This window comes from Pseudomonas sp. NPDC089534 (assembly GCF_044749305.1).
Taxonomy (GTDB): Bacteria; Pseudomonadota; Gammaproteobacteria; order Pseudomonadales; family Pseudomonadaceae; genus Aquipseudomonas; species Aquipseudomonas ekonensis.
Window position 1 is genome coordinate 1 of sequence record NZ_JBIVHR010000101.1, and the last position, 19021, is coordinate 19021.

Sequence of the window (19021 nt, forward strand, 5' to 3'; positions counted from 1 at the left end):
CGGCCATGCCGGACACTACTGTCAATCGCTGCCATGACTTGTCAGCACACCGAATCCTCTGATCGAGATACACACGTGATCGAAAATCTACGCAACATCGCCATCATCGCCCACGTTGACCACGGTAAAACCACCCTGGTCGACAAACTGCTGCGCCAATCCGGCACCCTGGAGCGCAACGAGCTCAACGACGAGCGCGTGATGGACTCCAACGACCAGGAAAAAGAGCGCGGCATCACCATTCTGGCGAAGAACACCGCCATCAACTGGAACGGCTACCACATCAACATCGTGGACACCCCGGGCCACGCCGACTTCGGCGGCGAAGTAGAGCGCGTGATGTCCATGGTCGACTCCGTGCTGCTGCTGGTCGACGCCCAGGACGGCCCTATGCCGCAAACCCGCTTCGTGACCAAGAAGGCCTTCGAAGCCGGTCTGAAGCCGATCGTCGTGATCAACAAGGTCGACCGTCCGGGCGCGCGTCCTGACTGGGTCCTGGACCAGATCTTCGACCTGTTCGACAACCTCGGCGCCACCGACGAACAGCTGGACTTCAAAGTCGTCTACGCCTCGGCCCTGAACGGCATCGCCGGTCTGGACCACACCGAGATGGCCGAAGACATGACCCCGCTGTACCAGTCGATCGTCGACAACGTTCCGGCTCCGGCCGTTGACCGTGACGGTCCGTTCCAGATGCAGATCTCCGCTCTGGACTACAACAGCTTCCTGGGCGTGATCGGCGTGGGCCGCATCGCCCGTGGCCGCGTCAAGCCGAACACTCCGGTCGTCGCCATCGACACCGAAGGCAAGAAGCGCAACGGCCGCATCCTGAAGCTGATGGGTCACCACGGCCTGCACCGCGTTGACGTCGAAGAAGCCGCTGCCGGCGACATCGTCTGCATCAGCGGTTTCGACGAGCTGTTCATCTCCGACACCCTGTGCGACATGAACAACGTCGAAGCGATGAAGCCGCTGACCGTCGACGAGCCGACCGTTTCCATGACCTTCCAGGTGAACGACTCGCCGTTCTGCGGCAAGGAAGGAAAGTTCGTGACCTCCCGCAACATCAAGGAGCGTCTGGACAAAGAGCTGCTGTACAACGTTGCCCTGCGCGTTGAAGAAGGCGACTCGGCCGACAAGTTCAAGGTATCCGGCCGCGGTGAGCTGCACCTGTCGGTTCTGATCGAAACCATGCGCCGCGAAGGCTTCGAGATGGCCGTAGGCCGTCCTGAAGTGATCATCCGCGAAGTCAACGGCACCAAGCAGGAGCCGTTCGAGAACGTGACCATCGACATCCCTGAGGAATCCCAGGGCAAGGTGATGGAAGAGATGGGCCTGCGTAAGGGCGACCTGACCAACATGGCGCCGGACGGCAAGGGCCGTGTGCGCCTGGAATACAACATTCCGGCCCGTGGTCTGATCGGTTTCCGTAACCAGTTCCTGACCCTGACCAACGGTGCAGGCATCCTGACCTCGATCTTCGACCGCTACGACACCATGAAGTCCGGCCACATGTCCGGCCGTCTGAACGGCGTTCTGGTTTCGGTCGAGACCGGCAAGGCGCTGACCTACTCCCTGGAAACCCTGCAGGCGCGCGGCAAGCTGTTCGTCGAGCACGGCCAGGAGATCTACAACGGTCAGATCGTCGGCCTGAACAGCCGCGACAACGACCTGGGCGTCAACCCTACCAAGGGCAAGAAGCTCGACAACATGCGTGCTTCGGGCAAAGACGAAACCATCGCCCTGGTTCCGCCGGTCCGCTTCACCCTGGAACAGGCCCTGGAATTCATCCAGGACGACGAGCTGTGCGAAGTCACGCCGAAGTCCATCCGTCTTCGCAAGAAGATCCTGGACGAAGGCGAGCGTACCCGCGCTGCCAAGAAAGCCAAGGCTTGATCATCTAGCCTGAGCTGAAACGAAAACGCCCCCGGTCGAAAGGCCGGGGGCGTTTTTGTTTGTTCGGGATTTGTGCGGTGTCTGTACCGGCCCCATCGCTGGCAAGCCAGCTCCCACAGGGTTCGGCGGTGTTCGCGCAAATGGCAGGCCACCGCAAATCCTGTGGGAGCCAGCCTGCTGGCGATAGCGGCCGATCAGCCGCTGCAAAAATCAGAACCGCTCGATGTTGCGCGACTGCCGCTCGCGCTCCACTTCCTTGGGCTTGTACGCGCAGTAGCCCGGGCGCGGGCCGATCTTGGGGTGGTTGCGGCAGGTGTCCGGGCGCTTGTCATAAATGGTGCACAGCCGGCTCTTACGATCCAGGTAATAGCAGTCGTTGTTGCTCATGCGCTGGAGGGTGAAGATCCCCGACTTCTGGTTGAAGCGCTCGACCAGCCCTTCCTTCTGCAGGCGCTTGGCGATGTTCTTCGGCGGTTCGCCCAGCTCGAATTCGTCGACCACGCCGATGCGCACCAGGTCCTTGATCTTGACCTCGACCGGTAGCGTGCAGCAGCTCGACACGCAGGAGCCGCACATCGGCGCCGAGTATTTGGCCCAGGTCTCGAGACGGTCGATCTCGGCGGCGGCGATCAGGTTGGGCTTCATCATCGGTGTTTACCAGGCGTAGGCATCAGGGCGCGCGATCATACCGGGAGCGGTGGATTTTTGAACAACCTTTCGCCGGTTTTTTGTTGGGCGACGCCGTTGCCGCAGCGGTTCGGCACGCCCCCTGCATCGGATACGGCGCGCGTTCGACGATTGCCTGCACCGGAAAAACAGCCGAACCAGAGCCGCCGCCGTCGGTCAGACCGACTAGGCTCTGACCATTCCCCGCTCGCCCGAGGTCCTATCGATGACTCAAGAACCGCTAGTTCGCGAAGCAGAGGTGGCCGCATTCCGCGACGCCGTCCTGACCAAACTCACCTACGCGGTGGGCAAAGACCCGGATCACGCCTTCGACCACGACTGGTTCGAAGCCATCGCCCTGGCGGCGCGCGATCACATGGTCGAGCACTGGATGGACCACACCCGGCAGATCTACCGCAAGGGCCAGAAGCGGGTGTACTACCTCTCGCTGGAGTTCCTCATCGGCCGCCTGCTGTACGACAGCCTGAGCAACCTCGGCCTGCTCGACGTGGCCCGCGAGGCGCTGACGGAGCTGGGCGTGGACCTGGAGCGCATCCGCATCCTGGAGCCCGACGCGGCGCTGGGCAACGGCGGCCTCGGGCGGCTGGCGGCGTGCTTCATGGAGAGCATGTCGACCCTGGGCATCGCCGGCCACGGCTACGGCATCCGCTACGAGCACGGCCTGTTCCGCCAGGCCATCGTCGACGGCTGGCAGCAGGAGCAGACCGAGCACTGGCTGGACTTCGGCAACCCGTGGGAGTTCGAGCGGCCGGAAGTGGTCTACACCATCGGCTTCGGCGGCAGCGTCGCCACGGTCACCGACGCGAGCGGCAAGGCCAAGCAAGTCTGGTCGCCGTCGGAAACCGTGCGGGCCATCGCCTACGACACCCCGGTGGTCGGCTGGCGCGGGGCCAGCGTCAATACCCTGCGGCTGTGGCGGGCACGGGCCATGGAAGACCTGCACCTGGAGCGCTTCAACGCCGGCGACCACCTGGGCGCGGTGGCCGAAGTGGCCCGGGCCGAAAGCATCTCCAGGGTGCTTTACCCGGCCGACAGCACCGAAGCGGGGCAGGAACTGCGCCTGCGCCAGGAATACTTTTTCGTCACCGCCTCGCTGCAGGACCTGCTGCGACGCCACCGCAACATGCACACCTCGGTGCTGACGCTCGGCGATCACGCGTCGATCCAGCTCAACGACACCCACCCCTCGATCGCCGTCGCCGAACTGATGCGCCTGCTGGTGGATGTCTACGACGTGGCGTGGGACGCGGCGTGGCAAGTCACGGTCGAGACCCTGTCGTACACCAACCACACGCTGCTGCCCGAGGCGCTGGAGACCTGGCCGGTGGGCCTGATGGAGCGCATGCTGCCGCGGCACATGCAGATCATCTACCTGATCAACGCCCAGCACATCGATTCGATCCGGGCCAAGGGCATCCACGACTTCGACGTGCTGCGCGCGGTGTCGCTGATCGAGGAGGACAACGGCCGGCGGGTGCGCATGGGCAACCTGGCGTTCCTCGGCTCCCACAGCGTCAACGGCGTGTCCGGGCTGCACACCCAGCTGATGCGCAAGACGGTGTTCGCCGAGCTGCACAAGCTGTATCCGCAACGGATCAACAACAAGACCAACGGCATCACCTTCCGCCGCTGGCTGTACCAGGCCAACCCGGAGCTGACCTCCATGCTGGTCGACGCCCTCGGCCCGCAGGTGCTGGACAACCCCGAGGAGCGCCTGCTCGACCTTGAGCCGTTCGCCGAGAAGACGGCCTTCCGCAAGGCCTTCGCCGAGCAGCGGCTGCACAGCAAGAAAGCCCTGGCCTACCTGATCCACGAGCGGCTGGGGGTCGCGGTGAACCCGGCGGCGATGTTCGACGTGCAGGTCAAGCGGATCCACGAGTACAAGCGCCAGTTGCTCAACCTGATGCACACCGTCGCGCTGTACCAGGCGATCCGCGCCGAACCTGAAGTCGACTGGGTGCCGCGGGTGAAGATCTTCGCCGGCAAGGCCGCGGCCAGCTACCACCAGGCCAAGCTGATCATCAAGCTGACCAACGACATCGCCCGGGTGGTGAACAACGACCCGACCGTGCGCGGCCTGCTGAAAGTGGTGTTCCTGCCCAACTACAACGTCAGCCTGGCGGAGAGCATCATTCCGGCGGCGGACCTGTCGGAGCAGATCTCCACCGCCGGCTTCGAGGCTTCGGGCACGAGCAACATGAAGTTCGGCCTCAACGGCGCGCTGACCATCGGCACCCTCGATGGCGCCAACGTGGAGATGTGCGAGCGCATCGGCGCCGAGCACATGTTCATCTTCGGCCTGAGCGCCCAGCAGGTCGAGGCGCGCAAGCAGAACCACGAGTTCAGCGCCGCGCCGGACATCGCCGCGTCCCACCGCCTGAACGACGTGCTGCAGGCGATCCGCGGCGGGGTGTTCTCGCCGGACGACACCTCGCGCTACACCGGGCTGATCGATTCGCTGGTGGACTACGACCGCTTCCTGGTCTGCGCCGACTTCGACGCGTACTGGGAAGCGCAGCGGCGGGTCGAGGCCCACTGGCACGACGCCGACAACTGGTGGCGCTCGGCAGTGCTGAACACGGCGCGGATGGGCTGGTTCTCGTCCGACCGCACCATCCGCGAATACGCCACGGACATCTGGAAGGCGCTGGAGTAGCTTTTCGCGGGAATTGTGCGCAAGGCCCGGCGTTCGCCGGGCCGGATCGATATACTGGGCGCCGTTTCAAAGGCAGTCCCGGGTCTTGCGGTTTCTCTTCGGGAGCGAGCCTGCTCGCGACGGCGTCCGTTCAGCCGGCATCAGTGCCGCCGGTCCGGGCCCCTTCGCGGGCAGGCTCGCTCCCGCATGAAAAGCATCTTGCGGGTGAAGATTGCTGCCTAGACTGACTGGACTGCCGCATTCGCCCCGTACCGGGGCCGCTTAGGGATATCGACCATGCAATGGATGTTCATGTTGATCGGGCTGGTGCTCGGCTGGCTGCTGGACGAGTCGTTCAGCGACGCGCTGCTGGGTGCGTTGCTGGGGCTTGGGATCGGCCAGGCGATCCGCATCGCCCGGCTCGGCGCGCAGGCGGCGCAGCAGCAGCGTCAACTTGAACAGGCCCAAGCGGCGTTGCAGGCCGTCGAGCAGCGGCTGTTGCGGCTGGAGGGCGCTCCGGCCCAGGCCGCGCCCTCTTTCAGCGAAGCCCCGGCCGATGAGGCCGCTGCGCAACCGATCGCCGCGGCGCAGGCCGCGTCAGAACGTCAACCTGAGCCTCAATCCGAGCCCCGGCCGGTGCCCGAACTGGTCTGGGAACTGCCGCCTGAGCTCGAGCCCGTTCCCGTCGTCAGCCCAGCGCTGGCGCAGGACGCCTGGCGCGCCGAAGCCGCCCCGTCCGAACCGCCAGCCCCTGCCGAACCCCGTGGGCCGAACCTGATCGAACGCGCCATCGGCGCCGCCCGCAACTGGCTGTTCGGCGGCAACACGGTGCTGCGGGTCGGCGTGGTGCTGCTGTTCTTCGGTCTGGCGTTCCTGCTGCGCTACGCCACCGAGGGCGTGGTGGTGCCGGTGGAGCTGCGCTACGCCGGGGTCGCGGCGTCGGCCCTGGGCCTGCTGGCGCTGGGCTGGTGGCTGCGGCGGCGCAACGGCAGCTATGCGCTGATGCTGCAAGGCACCGGGATCGCCGTGCTGTACCTGACGGTGTTCGCGGCGATGCGCCTGCATCCGTTGCTCGATCCGTCCGCGGCGCTGGGGCTGCTGGTGGCGGTCACCGTGTTTTCCGCGATCCTGGCGATCACCCAGGATGCGCTGGCCCTGGCCGCCGTGGCGGCGCTCGGCGGGTTCGCCGCGCCGATCCTCACCTCCACCGGCGCCGGCAACCACGTCGCGCTGTTCAGCTATTTCGCCCTGCTCAACGCCGGCATTCTCGCCATCGCCTGGTTCAAGGCCTGGCGCCTGCTCAACCTGATCGGCTTCGTCGGCACCTTCGGCATCGGTTTCGCCTGGGGCGCCCGGTCGTACACGCCGGAACTGCTGTGGAGCACCGAGCCGTTCCTGATCCTGTTCTTCCTGATGTACCTGGCCATCGGCCTGCTGTTCGCCCGGCGCAAATTGCTGGAGCTGCCGGACGCCCCGGCGGACGGCGACCGCGCGGCGCTGCTGCACTGGTCGGCGCGCAAGGGCGACTACGTCGACGGCACGATGCTGTTCGGCCCGCCTCTGGTGGGCTTCGGGCTGCAACTGGCGCTGGTGCAGCACCTGGAGTTCGCCGCCGCGTTCAGCGCCCTGGCGCTGGGCCTGATCTACCTGCCGCTGGCCCGTGCGCTGATGGGCGGCCGGGCGCTGCTGCTCGGGGAAACCTGCCTGGCGCTGGGCGTGATCTTCGCCAGCCTGGCGATTCCGCTGGGGCTGGATGCGCGCTGGACGTCCGCCGCCTGGGCGGTGGAAGGCGCGGGGATCTTCTGGCTGGGCCTGCGCCAGCAGCGGTTGCTGGCGCGGGGCTTTGCGCTGTTGCTGCAATTGGGCTCGGCGCTGGCGTTCCTCAGCGGGCTGCGCGCCGGCGAGGCCAGCCTGCTCGACGGCGCGCCGCTGGGGGCGTTGATGCTCGGCCTGGCGCTGCTGTTCAGTTTCCGTCAATTGCGCCAGGCTCCGGCGCCGCAGACGCAGCCGTGGGAGCGCTACGGTCTGCCGGTGCTGGCGTGCCTGGGCCTGACGTTCCTCTATCTGCTGGCGCCGCTGTTCTTCTTCGCCCACGGCACGGCGATCTGCTGGGCGCTGGCCGGGCTGGCGACGCTGTTCGTCGGCCTGCGCCTGCAATCGCGCACGTTCCTGTTCACCGCGTTCGCCGTGCAGCTGCTGGGCGGCGCGCTGTTCCTGCTGCGCCTGCAAGGGGCCGGGGACGATTCGGCGGCGGTGTTCAGCGCCGGCTGGAGCGGGCTGCTCAGCGCCTCGCTGATCGGGCTGGCGCTGATCGCCGGCATGCTGCTGGCGGCCCGGGACGATATGGTGCGCAGCGACGTGCGCCTGCTGCGGGGCCTGTCGGTGGTGTTGCTGGCCGGCCTGGTGCTGATCAACCTGGCGGTGCTGTTCGTGCTGCCGTGGCGGACCGCGAGCGCGGTGTGGGCGGCCAGCGGCCTGCTGATCATCTGGCTGAGCCTGTACCTGCGCCAGCCGGTGAGTTTTGTGTTCGGCCTGCTGTTGCAGGTGATCGGCGGCGCGGCGTTCCTGCTGGCCGGTCCCCAGTGGCTCGGGCCGCTGTCCGGCGAGGGCCTCAAGCCGCTGGCCCATGGCGGGTTCTGGACGCCGCTGGTGCTGGGCGTGGCCGCGCTGGTCGGCGCCTGGCGCCTGCAACTGGGCAATCACGCCTCGGCGTTCGACCGCTTGAGCCTGCATCGTCTGTCCGAGGTGCTGCTGGTGTGGGGCGCCGCGTGGTGGGCGCTGGCCTGGGTCAGCGAAGTGCTGCGCTTTGCGCCGTTGCCCCTGCAGGCGACGCTGCTGCTGGCGGTGGCGGCTTTGAGCGTCGGCGTGTGGACGCTGTTGGCGTCGCGGCTGAAATGGCCGGCGCTGGGGCTGGTCTGCACCTTGCTGACGCCGGCGGCGGGCCTGGTGCTGCTTACGGCCTGGCATTCGCGCTACCACCCGGCGGCGGCGTTCGGCTGGCTGGCCTGGGCGCTGGTGTTCGCCGTGCACTTCCTCAGCCTGCGGCGCCTGGCGCCGAGGCTGCCGGCGCGGGCCCTGAGCACGGCCCATGTGCTCGGCTGCTGGCTGTTGATCGGCGTGCTGGCGCTGGAGCTGCGCTACGGCCTGCTGCTGTTGTCCGAGCAGTACAACGCCTGGCGCTGGCTGGGTTGGGCGATCCTGCCGAGCCTGTACCTGCTGCTGATGGCGGCCCCGCGCGACTGGCCGTGGCCGGTGGCGGCGTTCCCCCGCGAGTACCGCGTGTACGCGGCGGCGCCGCTGGCGGCGCTGATGCTCGGCTGGTTCTGGCTGGCCAACGGGGTGAGCGACGGCAACGCCGAACCGCTGCCTTACGTGCCGCTGCTCAACCCGCTGGAGCTGGGCCTGCTGTTTGCGCTGTTCGGCGTCTACGTCTGGTCGCGCAGCGCGGTCGGGCAACTGGCGATCCGCGAGGACTACGCCAGCCTCGCCGCGCAGGCGGTCGCCGGGGTGTCGCTGTTCGCCTTCGGCACGGCGCTGGTGACCCGCGCCGCCCACCATTGGGCCGGGATCCCGTTCGAGCTGGATCTGCTGCTGGAGTCGATGCTGGTGCAGGCGGGGCTGTCCATCGTCTGGACGCTGATGGCGCTGGGGCTGATGATCGGCGGGCACCTGCGCCATCGCCGCGAGGTGTGGCTGATCGGTGCGGCGCTGATCGCGCTGGTGGTGGCCAAACTGATTTTCGTCGAATTGAGCAACCGGGGCGGACTGGCCCGGATCGTCTCGTTCATTGGCGTCGGCGTGTTGCTGCTGGTGGTGGGCTATTTCGCCCCGCTGCCGCCCAAGCGCGCCGAGGCCGCACCGGCGGCGGACAAGCCCGCGCCGGAAACCGGAGGAGTGTCGTCTTGAGTCGCAAGCTTAATCTGGGGTGGCTGATGCTGGGCGTGGCCATGACGGTCGGCGCCCAGGAAAAACCGGCGGACTTCGCCGCGCAGGTGCCGTTGGCGGTGAGCGGCGAAGGCCCGTGGTATCGCCTCGAGTTGCCGCTGAGCGTGCAGTTGCAGGCCCGGCAGACCGACCTCAGCGATCTGCGGGTGTTCAACGCCGCCGGCGAGCCGCAGGCTTATGCGTTGGCCCGCGAATCGGCGCAGACCCGCGACGACGGCCAGTTGCACGACGTGAAGTGGTTCCCGCTGTACGCCGCCGCCGACGCCCAGGAGCGGGCGCCGAACGTGCGCATCCAGTCCACCACCAGCGGCACGCTGGTCGAGGTGCAGCCCGCCGGCCAGTTGGAGGCGGGCGAAGAAGTGCTGCGCGGCTGGCTGCTCGACGCCAGCGCGGTCAAGGCGCCCCTGCAGCAGCTGATCCTCGACTGGAGCAGCGAGCGGGACGGCTTCCAGCGTTTTTCCATCGAGGCCAGCGACGATCTGCAGCACTGGCGCCCGTGGGGCGAAGGCCAGGTGGCGCGGCTGACCTTTGCCGACGAGCAGGTCGAGCAGCACGAAGTGGTCCTGCCGGGCCAGAACGCCCGTTACCTGCGCCTGCTGTGGGACTCGCCGGCCTCGGCTCCGGCGCTGACGGCGGCGCAGCTCAAGAGCAGCGACCCGCGTCAGGTGCCGTTGCCGCTGGTCTGGTCGCAGGCGCTGGCCGGCAGCCGCGGCAAGGCCGGCGAATACACCTGGCAGTTGCCGATGGGGCTGAACGTCGAGCGGGTGCAGGTCGAACTCAAGCAGGCCAACAGCCTGGCGCCGGTGACGCTGGCCGGGCGCCGCGAAACCAGCCTGCCGTGGCAGACGCTGACCGGCGGTTTGCTCTATCGCCTGACCCAGAACGGCCAGGACGTGGTGCAGAACGAACTGCAGCTGTACGGGCAGACCGTCCAGCAGCTCCGGCTGACGGTCGACGAGCGCGGCGGCGGCCTCGGCGAACAGGCGCCGAGCCTCAAGTACGCGGTGCGCGCCACCCAAGTGATCTTCCTGGCCCGGGGCGAAGGGCCCTACAGCCTGGCGCTGGGCAACGCCGGCGTGAAGACCGCGAACCTGCCGCTGTCCACGCTGATCCCCGATTTCACCCCGGCGAAACTGGCGGCGCTGGGCAAGGCCACGGTGCAGGGCGAATCGCTCGCGACCCAGACCTCGACCGCCACCACGGCGGCGACGGCGGACACGAACTGGAAGAAGTTCGGGTTGTGGGCGGTGCTGCTGCTCAGCGTGGCGTTCCTGGGGGCGATGGCGTTCAGCCTGTTGCGCAAGCCGCCGGCCAAGTCCTGAGGCGGACCGGATCGGGGGCCGGCTCGCTCCTGCAGGAAGCGGCGGCGTTCACTGGATGTGTGTCCACTGAAGATCCCTTGTGGGAGCGAGCCTGCCCGCGATGACGGCGGTATGGCCGACAGGAATCTCGGCCCGTTCGCAAAACCCGGGCCGCCGCCCGTCCCGTTTTCAATCTACGCTCAACCTCGTGCCTGAACTCTGTCCCGCCAATCCCGTCAGATGGCAGGAATTGCCCCGACGCACGTTTACGGGCGTCACCGCTCGCTAGGTTTCCAGACTCCCTGTAAACTGCGCGGGTTTTTCAGCCCCCCATTCCACCGGAGCCGTCCATGTCCCGCGTTACCCTGAGTCGCTATTTGATTGAGCAGACCCGCAGCAACAACACCCCTGCCGATCTGCGCTTCCTGATCGAAGTGGTGGCGCGTGCCTGCAAGGAAATCAGCCACGCCGTGTCCAAAGGCGCCCTCGGCGGCGTCCTGGGCAGCATGGGCACCGAGAACGTCCAGGGCGAAGTGCAGAAGAAGCTGGACGTGCTGTCCAACGAAATCCTGCTCGAAGCCAACGAGTGGGGCGGCCACCTGGCCGGCATGGCGTCCGAAGAGATGGACAATGCCTACCAGATCCCGGGCAAGTACCCGAAAGGCGCGTACCTGCTGGTGTTCGACCCGCTGGACGGTTCGTCGAACATCGACATCAACGCCCCGGTCGGCACCATCTTTTCGGTGCTGCGCTGCCCGAACGAATACCTGAGCCAGAACGAAAGCCTGAACGAGAAGGCCTTCCTGCAGCCGGGCACCCAGCAGGTGGCCGCCGGCTACGCGATCTACGGCCCGCAGACCATGCTGGTGCTGACCCTGGGCGACGGCGTCAAGGGCTTCACCCTGGACCGTGAGATGGGCAGCTTCGTGCTGACCCACGAAAACATCACCATCCCTGAAAGCACTCAGGAATTCGCCATCAACATGTCCAACCAGCGTCACTGGGAAGCTCCGGTGCAGCGCTACGTTGAAGAACTGCTGGCCGGCGAAGAAGGCCCGCTGAAGAAGAACTACAACATGCGCTGGGTGGCAGCGATGGTCGCCGACGTGCACCGCATCCTGACCCGCGGCGGCCTGTTCATGTACCCGCGTGACAGCCGCGAGCCGTCCAAGCCGGGCAAGCTGCGCCTGATGTACGAAGCCAACCCGATGTCGTTCCTGGTGGAACAGGCGGGCGGCGCGTCCACCGACGGCCATCAGCGCATCCTCGACATTCAGCCTGAAGGCCTGCACCAGCGCGTGGCGGTGTTCCTCGGCTCGAAGGAAGAAGTCGAACGCGCCACGGCCTACCACAAGGCCTGACCCATGGACGCGCCCTGGCAGCCGTTGCTCGATTGGTGGTTCGGCCATGCCGGATCGGCGAGCGCAACGGCGGCCGAAAAGGGCGCGTTGTGGTTCGGCAAACGCGACAGCCAAGACCTCGAAGCGCGGGAGCGTTTCGGGGTCTTTGTCGATCAGGCCCTGGCCGGCGGCTTGACCGGGTGGACGCAATGTCCCGAGGGTTGGCTGGCCGTGGTGCTGCTGCTCGATCAACTGCCGCGCATGATCTATCGCGGCACGCCTCAAGCGTTCTCCGGTGATGCCCGCGCCCAGAAGCTGGTCGCCCAAGGCATTGCGGCGGATTTCGACCGGCAACTGAAGCCGATCCAGCGGGTGTTCATCTATCTGGTGTTCGAGCACTGCGAAAACCTCGCGGTGCAGAACGAGGCCGTCTCAAGGTTCATGGCGCTGGTGGACGAACAGCCGCAGGCCGAGCGCGCGGTGTTTGCCGACAATCTGGACTATGCCGAACGGCACCAGAAAGTGATTGCCCGGTTCGGGCGGTTTCCGCACCGCAATGCGGTGTTGGGGCGCGATTCGACGGCTGAGGAGTCGGCGTTTCTGTCGACGCCGGGTTCAAGCTTCTGAATCTGCTTCAAGGCATCTGACGCCATCGTCAGATCGACGCCCGGAGCCAGCCCGCTCCCACAGGTTTCCGGGATGAACGCTCATTGCGTATACACCCGATAACCCTGTGGGCGCTGGCTTGCCAGCGATGGCGGCAGTCGCCGCGCCTCAGATGCGGAAACTGCCCACCAGATGCTTGAGCCGCGCTGCCTGCTGCTCGAGGTCCGAGCACGCACGCAACGTCGCTTGCAGGTTTTCCACCCCTTCCTGGTTCAGCATGTTGATCTCGCTGATGTCGACGTTGATCGACTCCACCACGGCGGTCTGCTCTTCGGTGGCGGTGGCCACCGACTGGTTCATCCCGTCGATCTCGCCGATGCGCTGGGTCACGCTGCCCAGGCGTTCGCCGGCCTGGTTGGCGATGCCCACGCTGCTTTCGCTCTGGCGCTGGCTGTCGGTCATGATGGTGACCGCCTGACGGGCGCCGACCTGCAGCTCTTCGATCATCTTCTGCACTTGCTGCGCCGAATCCTGGGTGCGGTGCGCCAGGTTGCGCACTTCGTCGGCCACCACGGCGAAACCGCGGCCCGCCTCGCCGGCGCGGGCCGCTTCGATGGCGGCGTTGAGCGCCAGCAGGTTGGTCTGCTGCGAGATGCTGGTGATCACCTCCAGGATCTGGCCGATGTTCACCGTGTGGCTGTTCAGGGTCTCGATGTTGCCGCAGGAATCGCTGATTTGCGCCGACAGCTGCTGCATCGCGTGGATGGTCTTGTCCACCACCTGCTGGCCGTCTTCGGCCTGGCTGCGCGCTTCGCTGGAATGCTGCGAGGCGAGGGCGGCGTTCTGGGCGATCTCCTGGGCGGCGGCGCCCAGTTGGTTGATCGCGGCGGCCACGCTGTTGGTGCGCGAGGCCTGCTGGTCGGAGTTGTGCATCGACGAGTTGGAGGCCGCGACCACCCGCAGGGCGACTTCGTTGACTTGCCCGGTGGCCGACGACACTTCGCGGATCGAGGTGTGGATGCGTTCCACGAAACGGTTGAACGACAGGCCCAGGGCGCCGAACTCGTCGTGGCCGTGGATGGTCAGGCGCTTGGTCAGGTCGCCTTCGCCTTCGGCGATGTCATGCATGGCGCGGCCCATGGTCAGCAGCGGCTGCATCAGGACGCGGATCAGCATGCCGAGCAGGGCGATGATGATCACCACCGCGATCACCATGGCGATCAGCGCCGAGGTGCGGAATTCGCTGAGCATCGAGAACGCGGTGTCCTTGTCCAGCACCAGCGCCACGTACCAGTCGGCGGAGGGCACGCCGTTGACGTGGGTGAACGAGATCAGTTGGGTCTTGCCGTCGGCCTCGACTTCCTTCAGGCCGGGGCTGACGCTCGGTGCGCCGTCGGGATAGGCGTCGGCCAGGCTCTTGAGCACCAGTTTGCTGTCCGGGTGGATCAGGATCTTGCCTTCGCGGCTGACGATGAACGCGTGGCCGTGGCCGCCGAAGTTCAGCGAGTTGATGATCGCGCTGACGCTGGACAGGTCGATGTCGGCGCCGGCCACACCGATCATCTGGCCTTGGCGCTGCACCGGGGTGGCGACGGTGATCACCAGTTTGCCCGACGAGGCGGCGATGTAGGGTTCGGTGACGATGGTCTGTTGGGCGGCGTTGGCCGCCTTGTACCAGCCGCGGGCGCGCGGGTCGTAGTCCGGCGCGCGGTTGCCGGCCGGCACCGAGAACATCACGCCGTCGGCGCCGCCGAAGTAGCTGAGCTGGAAATTGCCGGTGTAGGCGGGCAGGTCGATGATGCGCTTGAGGCTGTCGGGGGCGTTGCCGTCGGCGACGATCTGCTGGGACAGCGACTGCAGCAGCTGGATGCGGCTCTCCAGCCAGGTCTGGATGTTGCTGGTGGTCAGGCTGCCCAGTTCCTGCATCGACGCTTCGGTGCTGCTGCGCAGGGTTTCGCGCTGGCGATAGTCGTTGAACAAAATGAAACAGGCGAATGCAACGGCCACCACGAGGGCGGCAGCCAACAAGATCTTGTGGCTGAATTTCATGTTTCTGGTCATTAAATGAGCTACCGCGAAGGGGCTGGTCAAGAAAGGGCGGCAATTTGCCACACTCTCGGGCTTTGCGCTGCTCTTATTTCGACCGCCCTTTCCCAAAGATGAGGGCGTTCTCGCGAAATGCGACGAAATGCTCAAAGGCCCCACAAAGTGTCTGATTTATCGGGAAAAGACAGACAGGCGGGCCAACAAATAGCCATCCCCGGAGGGAACCCGGCAGGGGTTTTCTCTTCTAAGCTTCTGGTTGGCGCCAGGCCATCCCCCTTCCGCTCCAGGAGTTACACATGTCGCTGCGTTCTATCGCCTTGCTGTCGTTTTGCGTGCTGTTGGCCGCCTGCAGCAAGATCAATCAGGAAAACTACTCGAAGCTCTCGACCGGGATGGCCAAGGCCGAGGTGGAGACCCTGCTCGGCAAGCCCACCGATTGCGCGGGTGCGCTCGGCATGTCCAGTTGCACTTGGGGCGACGAAAAGAGCTTTATCAGCGTGCAGTACGCCGGTGACAAAGTGTTGATGTTTTCCGGCCAAGGCCTGAAGTGAACCGGGGCCGCGCGCCCACGGGAGAAAAACAATGAAGCGGTTATTGCTTGTCCTTTTCGCCGGCCTGGTATTGGCCGGCTGCGCCACCACCGGTGAAGATCCGTTGGCGCCCAAGACAGTCCACAGCGTCAACCTCAAGCGCTACCAGGGCACCTGGTACGAGCTGGCGCGCCTGCCGATGTATTTCCAGCGCAACTGCGCACAGTCCGAAGCCCGCTACACCCTCCAGCCAGACGGCAACCTGGCGGTGCTCAACCGCTGCCTGACGGCGGACTGGCAGTGGGAAGAGGTCAAGGGCACGGCTTATCCGCAGGTGCCGGGCAAGCCCGACAAGCTGTGGGTCGAGTTCGATACCTGGTTCTCGCGATTGATCCCGGGCACCGCCAAGGGCCAGTACTGGGTGCTGTACGTCAGCGATGACTACAAGACCGCCATCGTCGGCGACCCGAGCCGGCGTTACCTGTGGTTGCTGTCCCGCACGCCGACGGTCAACGGCGTGGTGCGCGAGGAGTTGCTGAGCAAGGCGCGCCAGCAGGGTTACGACACCACGCGGCTGATCTGGCGCACCTCGGACCGGCAGATGGCCAAGACCTCCAACTGACCGTCACCGCCAAACCACAATGGGAGCCAGCTTGCTGGCTCCCATCGTTTTGATCCGCGTCAGCCCAGGAGCTCGCGCAGCACCTGGGTGAACGCCCGGGCGCTGTCCTCTTCCGCGGCATGCCGCCCACCGCGCACCACCCATTGGCCGTTCACCATGACGTCGCGCACTTGGCGGTCGCCGCCGGCGAACAGCCAACGGTTGAGGATGCCGTCGCCCTGGGCCGTCGCCAGATAGGGATCGTTGCCGTCGAGGGTGATCCAGTCGGCGCGCTTGCCGACCTCCAGCGCGCCGATCGGCTGGCCCAGCGCCTGGGCGCCGCCGTCCAGCGCCGCGTCGTACAGGGTGCGGCCGACCATCGGCTGATCGGCGCCGTACAGGCGGTTGCGCCGTTGGTCGCGCAGGCGCTGGCCGTATTCCAGCCAACGCAGCTCCTCCACTACGCTCAACGACACATGGCTGTCGGAACCGATGCCCATGCGCCCGCCTTGGGCCAGGAAATCCACCGCCGGGAAAATCCCGTCGCCGAGGTTGGCTTCGGTGGTCAGGCACAGGCCGGCGATGGCGCGGCTCTTGGCCATCAGCGTGACTTCGTCCGGATCGGCGTGGGTCGCATGCACCAGGCACCAGCGCGGATCGACCTCGACGTTCTCGTACAGCCACTGCAACGGGCGGCGGCCGCTCCAGCTCAGGCAGTCGTCGACTTCCTTCTGCTGTTCGGCGATGTGGATGTGCACCGGGCACTGCTTGTCGCTGGCCGCCAGCACGTCGCTGATCTGCTGCGGGGTGACCGCGCGCAGCGAGTGGAAACACAGGCCCAGCGACTGCGCCTTCTGCTGCGCCAGCACCGGTTGCAGGCGCGCCTGCAGATCGAGGTAGGCGTCGGTGCCGTTGATGAAGCGGCGCTGGCCGTCGTTCGGCGCCTGGCCGCCGAAGCCGGAATGGCTGTAGAGCACCGGCAGCAGGGTCAGGCCGATGCCGGCGGCGCCGGCGGCCTGGCTGATGCGCAAGGCCAGTTCGGCCGGGTCGGCGTAAGGCCGGCCGCTGGTGTCGTGGTGCACGTAATGGAATTCGGCCACCGAGGTGTAGCCGGCCTTGAGCATTTCGATGTACAGCTGGCGGGCGATGACGCCGAGTTGCTCCGGCGTGATTTTTCCGACGAGCCGGTACATCAGGTCGCGCCAGGTCCAGAAACTGTCGTTCGGATTGCCGGCCACTTCCGCCAGGCCGGCCATCGCCCGCTGGAAGGCGTGGGAGTGCAGGTTCGGCATGCCCGGCAGCAGCGGACCGCCCAGCCGTTCGGCGCCGTCTGCGGTGGAATCGGCCTGGACACTGGTCAGCACGCCGTCGGCGTTGACCTCAAGACGTACATTGTTGGCCCATCCACTAGGCAGCAGCGCGCGTTCGGCAAAGAAGGCGGACATGGTTCAGCACCCCATCGTGTGTTATTTGTATATACATATACAGACGTTTGCCTGCCCGGTAAACTCCGGCAAGCTAGCAACTTTCACCAGACGAACAGGGATCCACCGTGCCGACTCCGCCACCCGTCTCTCCGTTGGCCGCGAACATGGGCGACAGTCCGGCGCCCTTGTACGCCCGCGTCAAACAGATGATCACCCAGCAGATCGACAGCGGTAACTGGCCGCCGCACTACCGCGTGCCGTCGGAAAGCGAGCTGGTCAGCCAGCTGGGCTTCAGCCGCATGACCATCAACCGCGCCCTGCGCGAGATGACCGCCGACGGCCTGCTGGTGCGCATGCAAGGCGTCGGCACGTTCGTCGCCGAGCCCAAGAGCCAGTCCGCGCTGTTCGAAGTGCACAACATCGCCGACGAGATCGCGTCCCGCGGCCATCGCCACACCTGTCAGGTCATCGTCCTCGAAGAGGAGGCCGCCGGTTCCGAGCGTGCGCTGGCCCTGGACATGCGCGAAGGGCAGAAGGTGTTCCACTCGCTGATCGTGCATTACGAGAACGACATCCCGGTGCAGATCGAGGACCGCTTCGTCAACGCGCTGGTGGCGCCGGAATACCTCAAGCAGGATTTCACCCTGCAGACGCCGTACGCCTACCTGAACCAGGTCGCGCCGCTGACCGAAGGCGAGCACGTGGTCGAGGCGATCCTGGCCGAGCCGTCCGAATGCAAGCTGCTGCAGATCGAGAAGGGCGAACCCTGCCTGCTGATCCGCCGCCGCACCTGGTCGGGCCGTCAGCCGGTGACGGCGGCGCGCCTGATCCATCCCGGTTCCCGTCACAGTCTGGAAGGTCGGTTCCACAAATGAGTCAGATCAAGGTTTTACGTGCCGAAGGCTACCCGCGCATGCCGTGGAAGAACGGCGGCGGCAGCACCGAGGAAATCACCCGCGACGCCGGCGCCGGCCTCGACGGCTTCGGCTGGCGCCTGTCGATCGCCGACATCGCCGAGTCGGGCGGCTTCTCCACCTTCGCCGGTTACCAGCGGGTGATCACCGTTCTGCAGGGCGACGGCATGACCCTGTGCGTCGACGGTGACGACACCCGCCCGTTGCGGCCCCTCGACCCGTTCGCCTTCAGCGGCGAGAGCCAGGTGTCCTGCACCCTGCTCGGCGGGGCGATCCGCGACTTCAACCTGATCTACGCGCCGCAGCGCTACAGCGCACGCCTGCAATGGCTGGACGGCGAGCAACGCTTCTTCAGCTCGGCGGGCACGGTGCTGGTATTCAGCGTCAGCGAGCTTTTGCAGGTGCAGGCCGGCGGCCGCACCGAGCAACTGGGCCGGCACGATTGCCTGCAACTGGACGGTAACGCCGGGCTGGCGGAAGTCAGCGTCAATGCCGCGTGCTGCGTGATTGAACTGACCGCACGCTGATCCTTTAGAAACTGTAACTGTGGCGAGGGAGCTTGCTCCCGCTGTGATGCGAAGCGTTTCCTGAATCGGTCGGGAGTCCTTCGGCCTCCAGCGGGAGCAAGCTCCCTCGCCACAAGCGTTTTCGGTGTTCCTGTTTCCTGCGGCGCACCAATTTGTTACCGAACGCCCCAGCGTGGCGCAATGCCCCGCTCACGTAACAGCCTCCGACCTCCACGCAAAAACCCCTCCCGAAAAATTTCATTCACGCCGCAGCCCTTGATCCAGGCGCTCTCCAGCCCTGCGCGAAGGTTTTCTTGAACGCGCCTCCAACAAGTTGGCCGCTTGATTGCATATGCTTGTATGTACAAGTAAAGACGTATGCGTATGAGTTGAAGGAAACTCTCCGCGGCGTCCACTGATTCGCTTGTCGTGCAGTGAAGCGCACAGGCCCGCTTGCCCACCGCCAGGGTTGGTTTGAATTGAATGCTGAGGAGTGTTTTTCGTGACTGACAAAAAGCCTACCAAGTTCCGCGACGTCGAAATCCGCGCCCCCCGCGGCAACCAGCTGACCGCCAAGAGCTGGCTGA

General features: G+C 66.0%; 13 protein-coding genes and 1 pseudogene. 10 read left to right on the forward strand and 4 right to left on the reverse strand.

The genetic code is table 11. From position 1 onward, the window contains the following. Window positions 1–75 precede the first annotated feature (75 nt). On the forward strand, window positions 76–1896 hold the full coding sequence (gene typA / locus ACIP0B_RS23810; protein WP_085581790.1) for a translational GTPase TypA: 1821 nt from the start codon (window positions 76–78) through the stop codon (window positions 1894–1896). Between the two features lie 210 nt (window positions 1897–2106). On the opposite strand, the gene ACIP0B_RS23815 is transcribed toward typA, so the two are convergent. Further along, a complete protein-coding gene (locus ACIP0B_RS23815; RefSeq protein WP_085581788.1) occupies window positions 2107–2544 on the reverse strand; it encodes a YkgJ family cysteine cluster protein in 438 nt (145 codons plus the stop codon). A 244-nt stretch (window positions 2545–2788) separates the two neighbouring features. Here ACIP0B_RS23815 and ACIP0B_RS23820 point away from each other — a divergent pair, with 244 nt between their 5' ends. The 5 genes from ACIP0B_RS23820 to ACIP0B_RS23840 all read left to right on the forward strand — a co-directional run bounded on the left by ACIP0B_RS23820 (window position 2789) and on the right by ACIP0B_RS23840 (window position 12431). Then, complete coding sequence (locus ACIP0B_RS23820) at window positions 2789–5239, forward strand: glycogen/starch/alpha-glucan phosphorylase (protein WP_400836554.1); 2451 nt, start codon at window positions 2789–2791, stop codon at window positions 5237–5239. Window positions 5240–5515: 276 nt separating this feature from the next. Beyond that, window positions 5516–9124 carry a DUF2339 domain-containing protein gene (locus ACIP0B_RS23825; RefSeq protein ID WP_400836556.1) on the forward strand — a complete coding sequence of 1203 codons (3609 nt, stop codon included), beginning with the start codon at window positions 5516–5518 and terminating at the stop codon, window positions 9122–9124. Beyond that, the gene (locus ACIP0B_RS23830; RefSeq protein ID WP_400836558.1) at window positions 9121–10485 is read left to right on the forward strand and encodes a DUF3999 domain-containing protein; all 1365 of its coding nucleotides are present in this window, start codon (window positions 9121–9123) and stop codon (window positions 10483–10485) included. The genes ACIP0B_RS23825 and ACIP0B_RS23830 overlap by 4 nt, the downstream gene beginning before the upstream one ends. A gap of 329 nt (window positions 10486–10814) precedes the next feature. Further along, a complete protein-coding gene (locus ACIP0B_RS23835; protein WP_085581780.1) occupies window positions 10815–11825 on the forward strand; it encodes a class 1 fructose-bisphosphatase in 1011 nt (336 codons plus the stop codon). A 3-nt stretch (window positions 11826–11828) separates the two neighbouring features. After that, window positions 11829–12431 (forward strand): DUF924 family protein, encoded by a 603-nt coding sequence (locus ACIP0B_RS23840; protein WP_400836560.1) that lies wholly within the window; start codon window positions 11829–11831, stop codon window positions 12429–12431. Window positions 12432–12578: 147 nt separating this feature from the next. On the opposite strand, the gene ACIP0B_RS23845 is transcribed toward ACIP0B_RS23840, so the two are convergent. Both ACIP0B_RS23845 and ACIP0B_RS23850 read right to left on the reverse strand, forming a co-directional pair. Continuing rightward, window positions 12579–13343, reverse strand: coding sequence for a methyl-accepting chemotaxis protein (locus ACIP0B_RS23845; protein WP_371856106.1), 765 nt, complete (start codon window positions 13341–13343; stop codon window positions 12579–12581). Window positions 13344–13436: 93 nt separating this feature from the next. Next, window positions 13437–14471, reverse strand: a pseudogene (locus ACIP0B_RS23850) (cache domain-containing protein); the annotation flags it as partial. A 281-nt stretch (window positions 14472–14752) separates the two neighbouring features. Here ACIP0B_RS23850 and ACIP0B_RS23855 point away from each other — a divergent pair. Together ACIP0B_RS23855 and ACIP0B_RS23860 are read left to right on the forward strand one after the other, a co-directional pair. Continuing rightward, the gene (locus ACIP0B_RS23855) at window positions 14753–15007 is read left to right on the forward strand and encodes a hypothetical protein (protein ID WP_085581774.1); all 255 of its coding nucleotides are present in this window, start codon (window positions 14753–14755) and stop codon (window positions 15005–15007) included. A gap of 31 nt (window positions 15008–15038) precedes the next feature. Further along, a complete protein-coding gene (locus tag ACIP0B_RS23860) occupies window positions 15039–15608 on the forward strand; it encodes a lipocalin family protein (RefSeq protein ID WP_400836562.1) in 570 nt (189 codons plus the stop codon). A 59-nt stretch (window positions 15609–15667) separates the two neighbouring features. On the opposite strand, the gene ACIP0B_RS23865 is transcribed toward ACIP0B_RS23860, so the two are convergent. Next, the gene (locus ACIP0B_RS23865; RefSeq protein WP_400836564.1) at window positions 15668–17032 is read right to left on the reverse strand and encodes a formimidoylglutamate deiminase; all 1365 of its coding nucleotides are present in this window, start codon (window positions 17030–17032) and stop codon (window positions 15668–15670) included. Between the two features lie 146 nt (window positions 17033–17178). Here ACIP0B_RS23865 and hutC point away from each other — a divergent pair, with 146 nt between their 5' ends. After that, the gene (gene hutC / locus ACIP0B_RS23870; RefSeq protein ID WP_217894267.1) at window positions 17179–17889 is read left to right on the forward strand and encodes a histidine utilization repressor; all 711 of its coding nucleotides are present in this window, start codon (window positions 17179–17181) and stop codon (window positions 17887–17889) included. After that, complete coding sequence (locus ACIP0B_RS23875) at window positions 17886–18455, forward strand: HutD family protein (RefSeq protein ID WP_400836566.1); 570 nt, start codon at window positions 17886–17888, stop codon at window positions 18453–18455. Before hutC ends, ACIP0B_RS23875 begins: the two co-directional genes overlap by 4 nt. The last annotated feature ends 566 nt before the right edge of the window (window positions 18456–19021 follow it).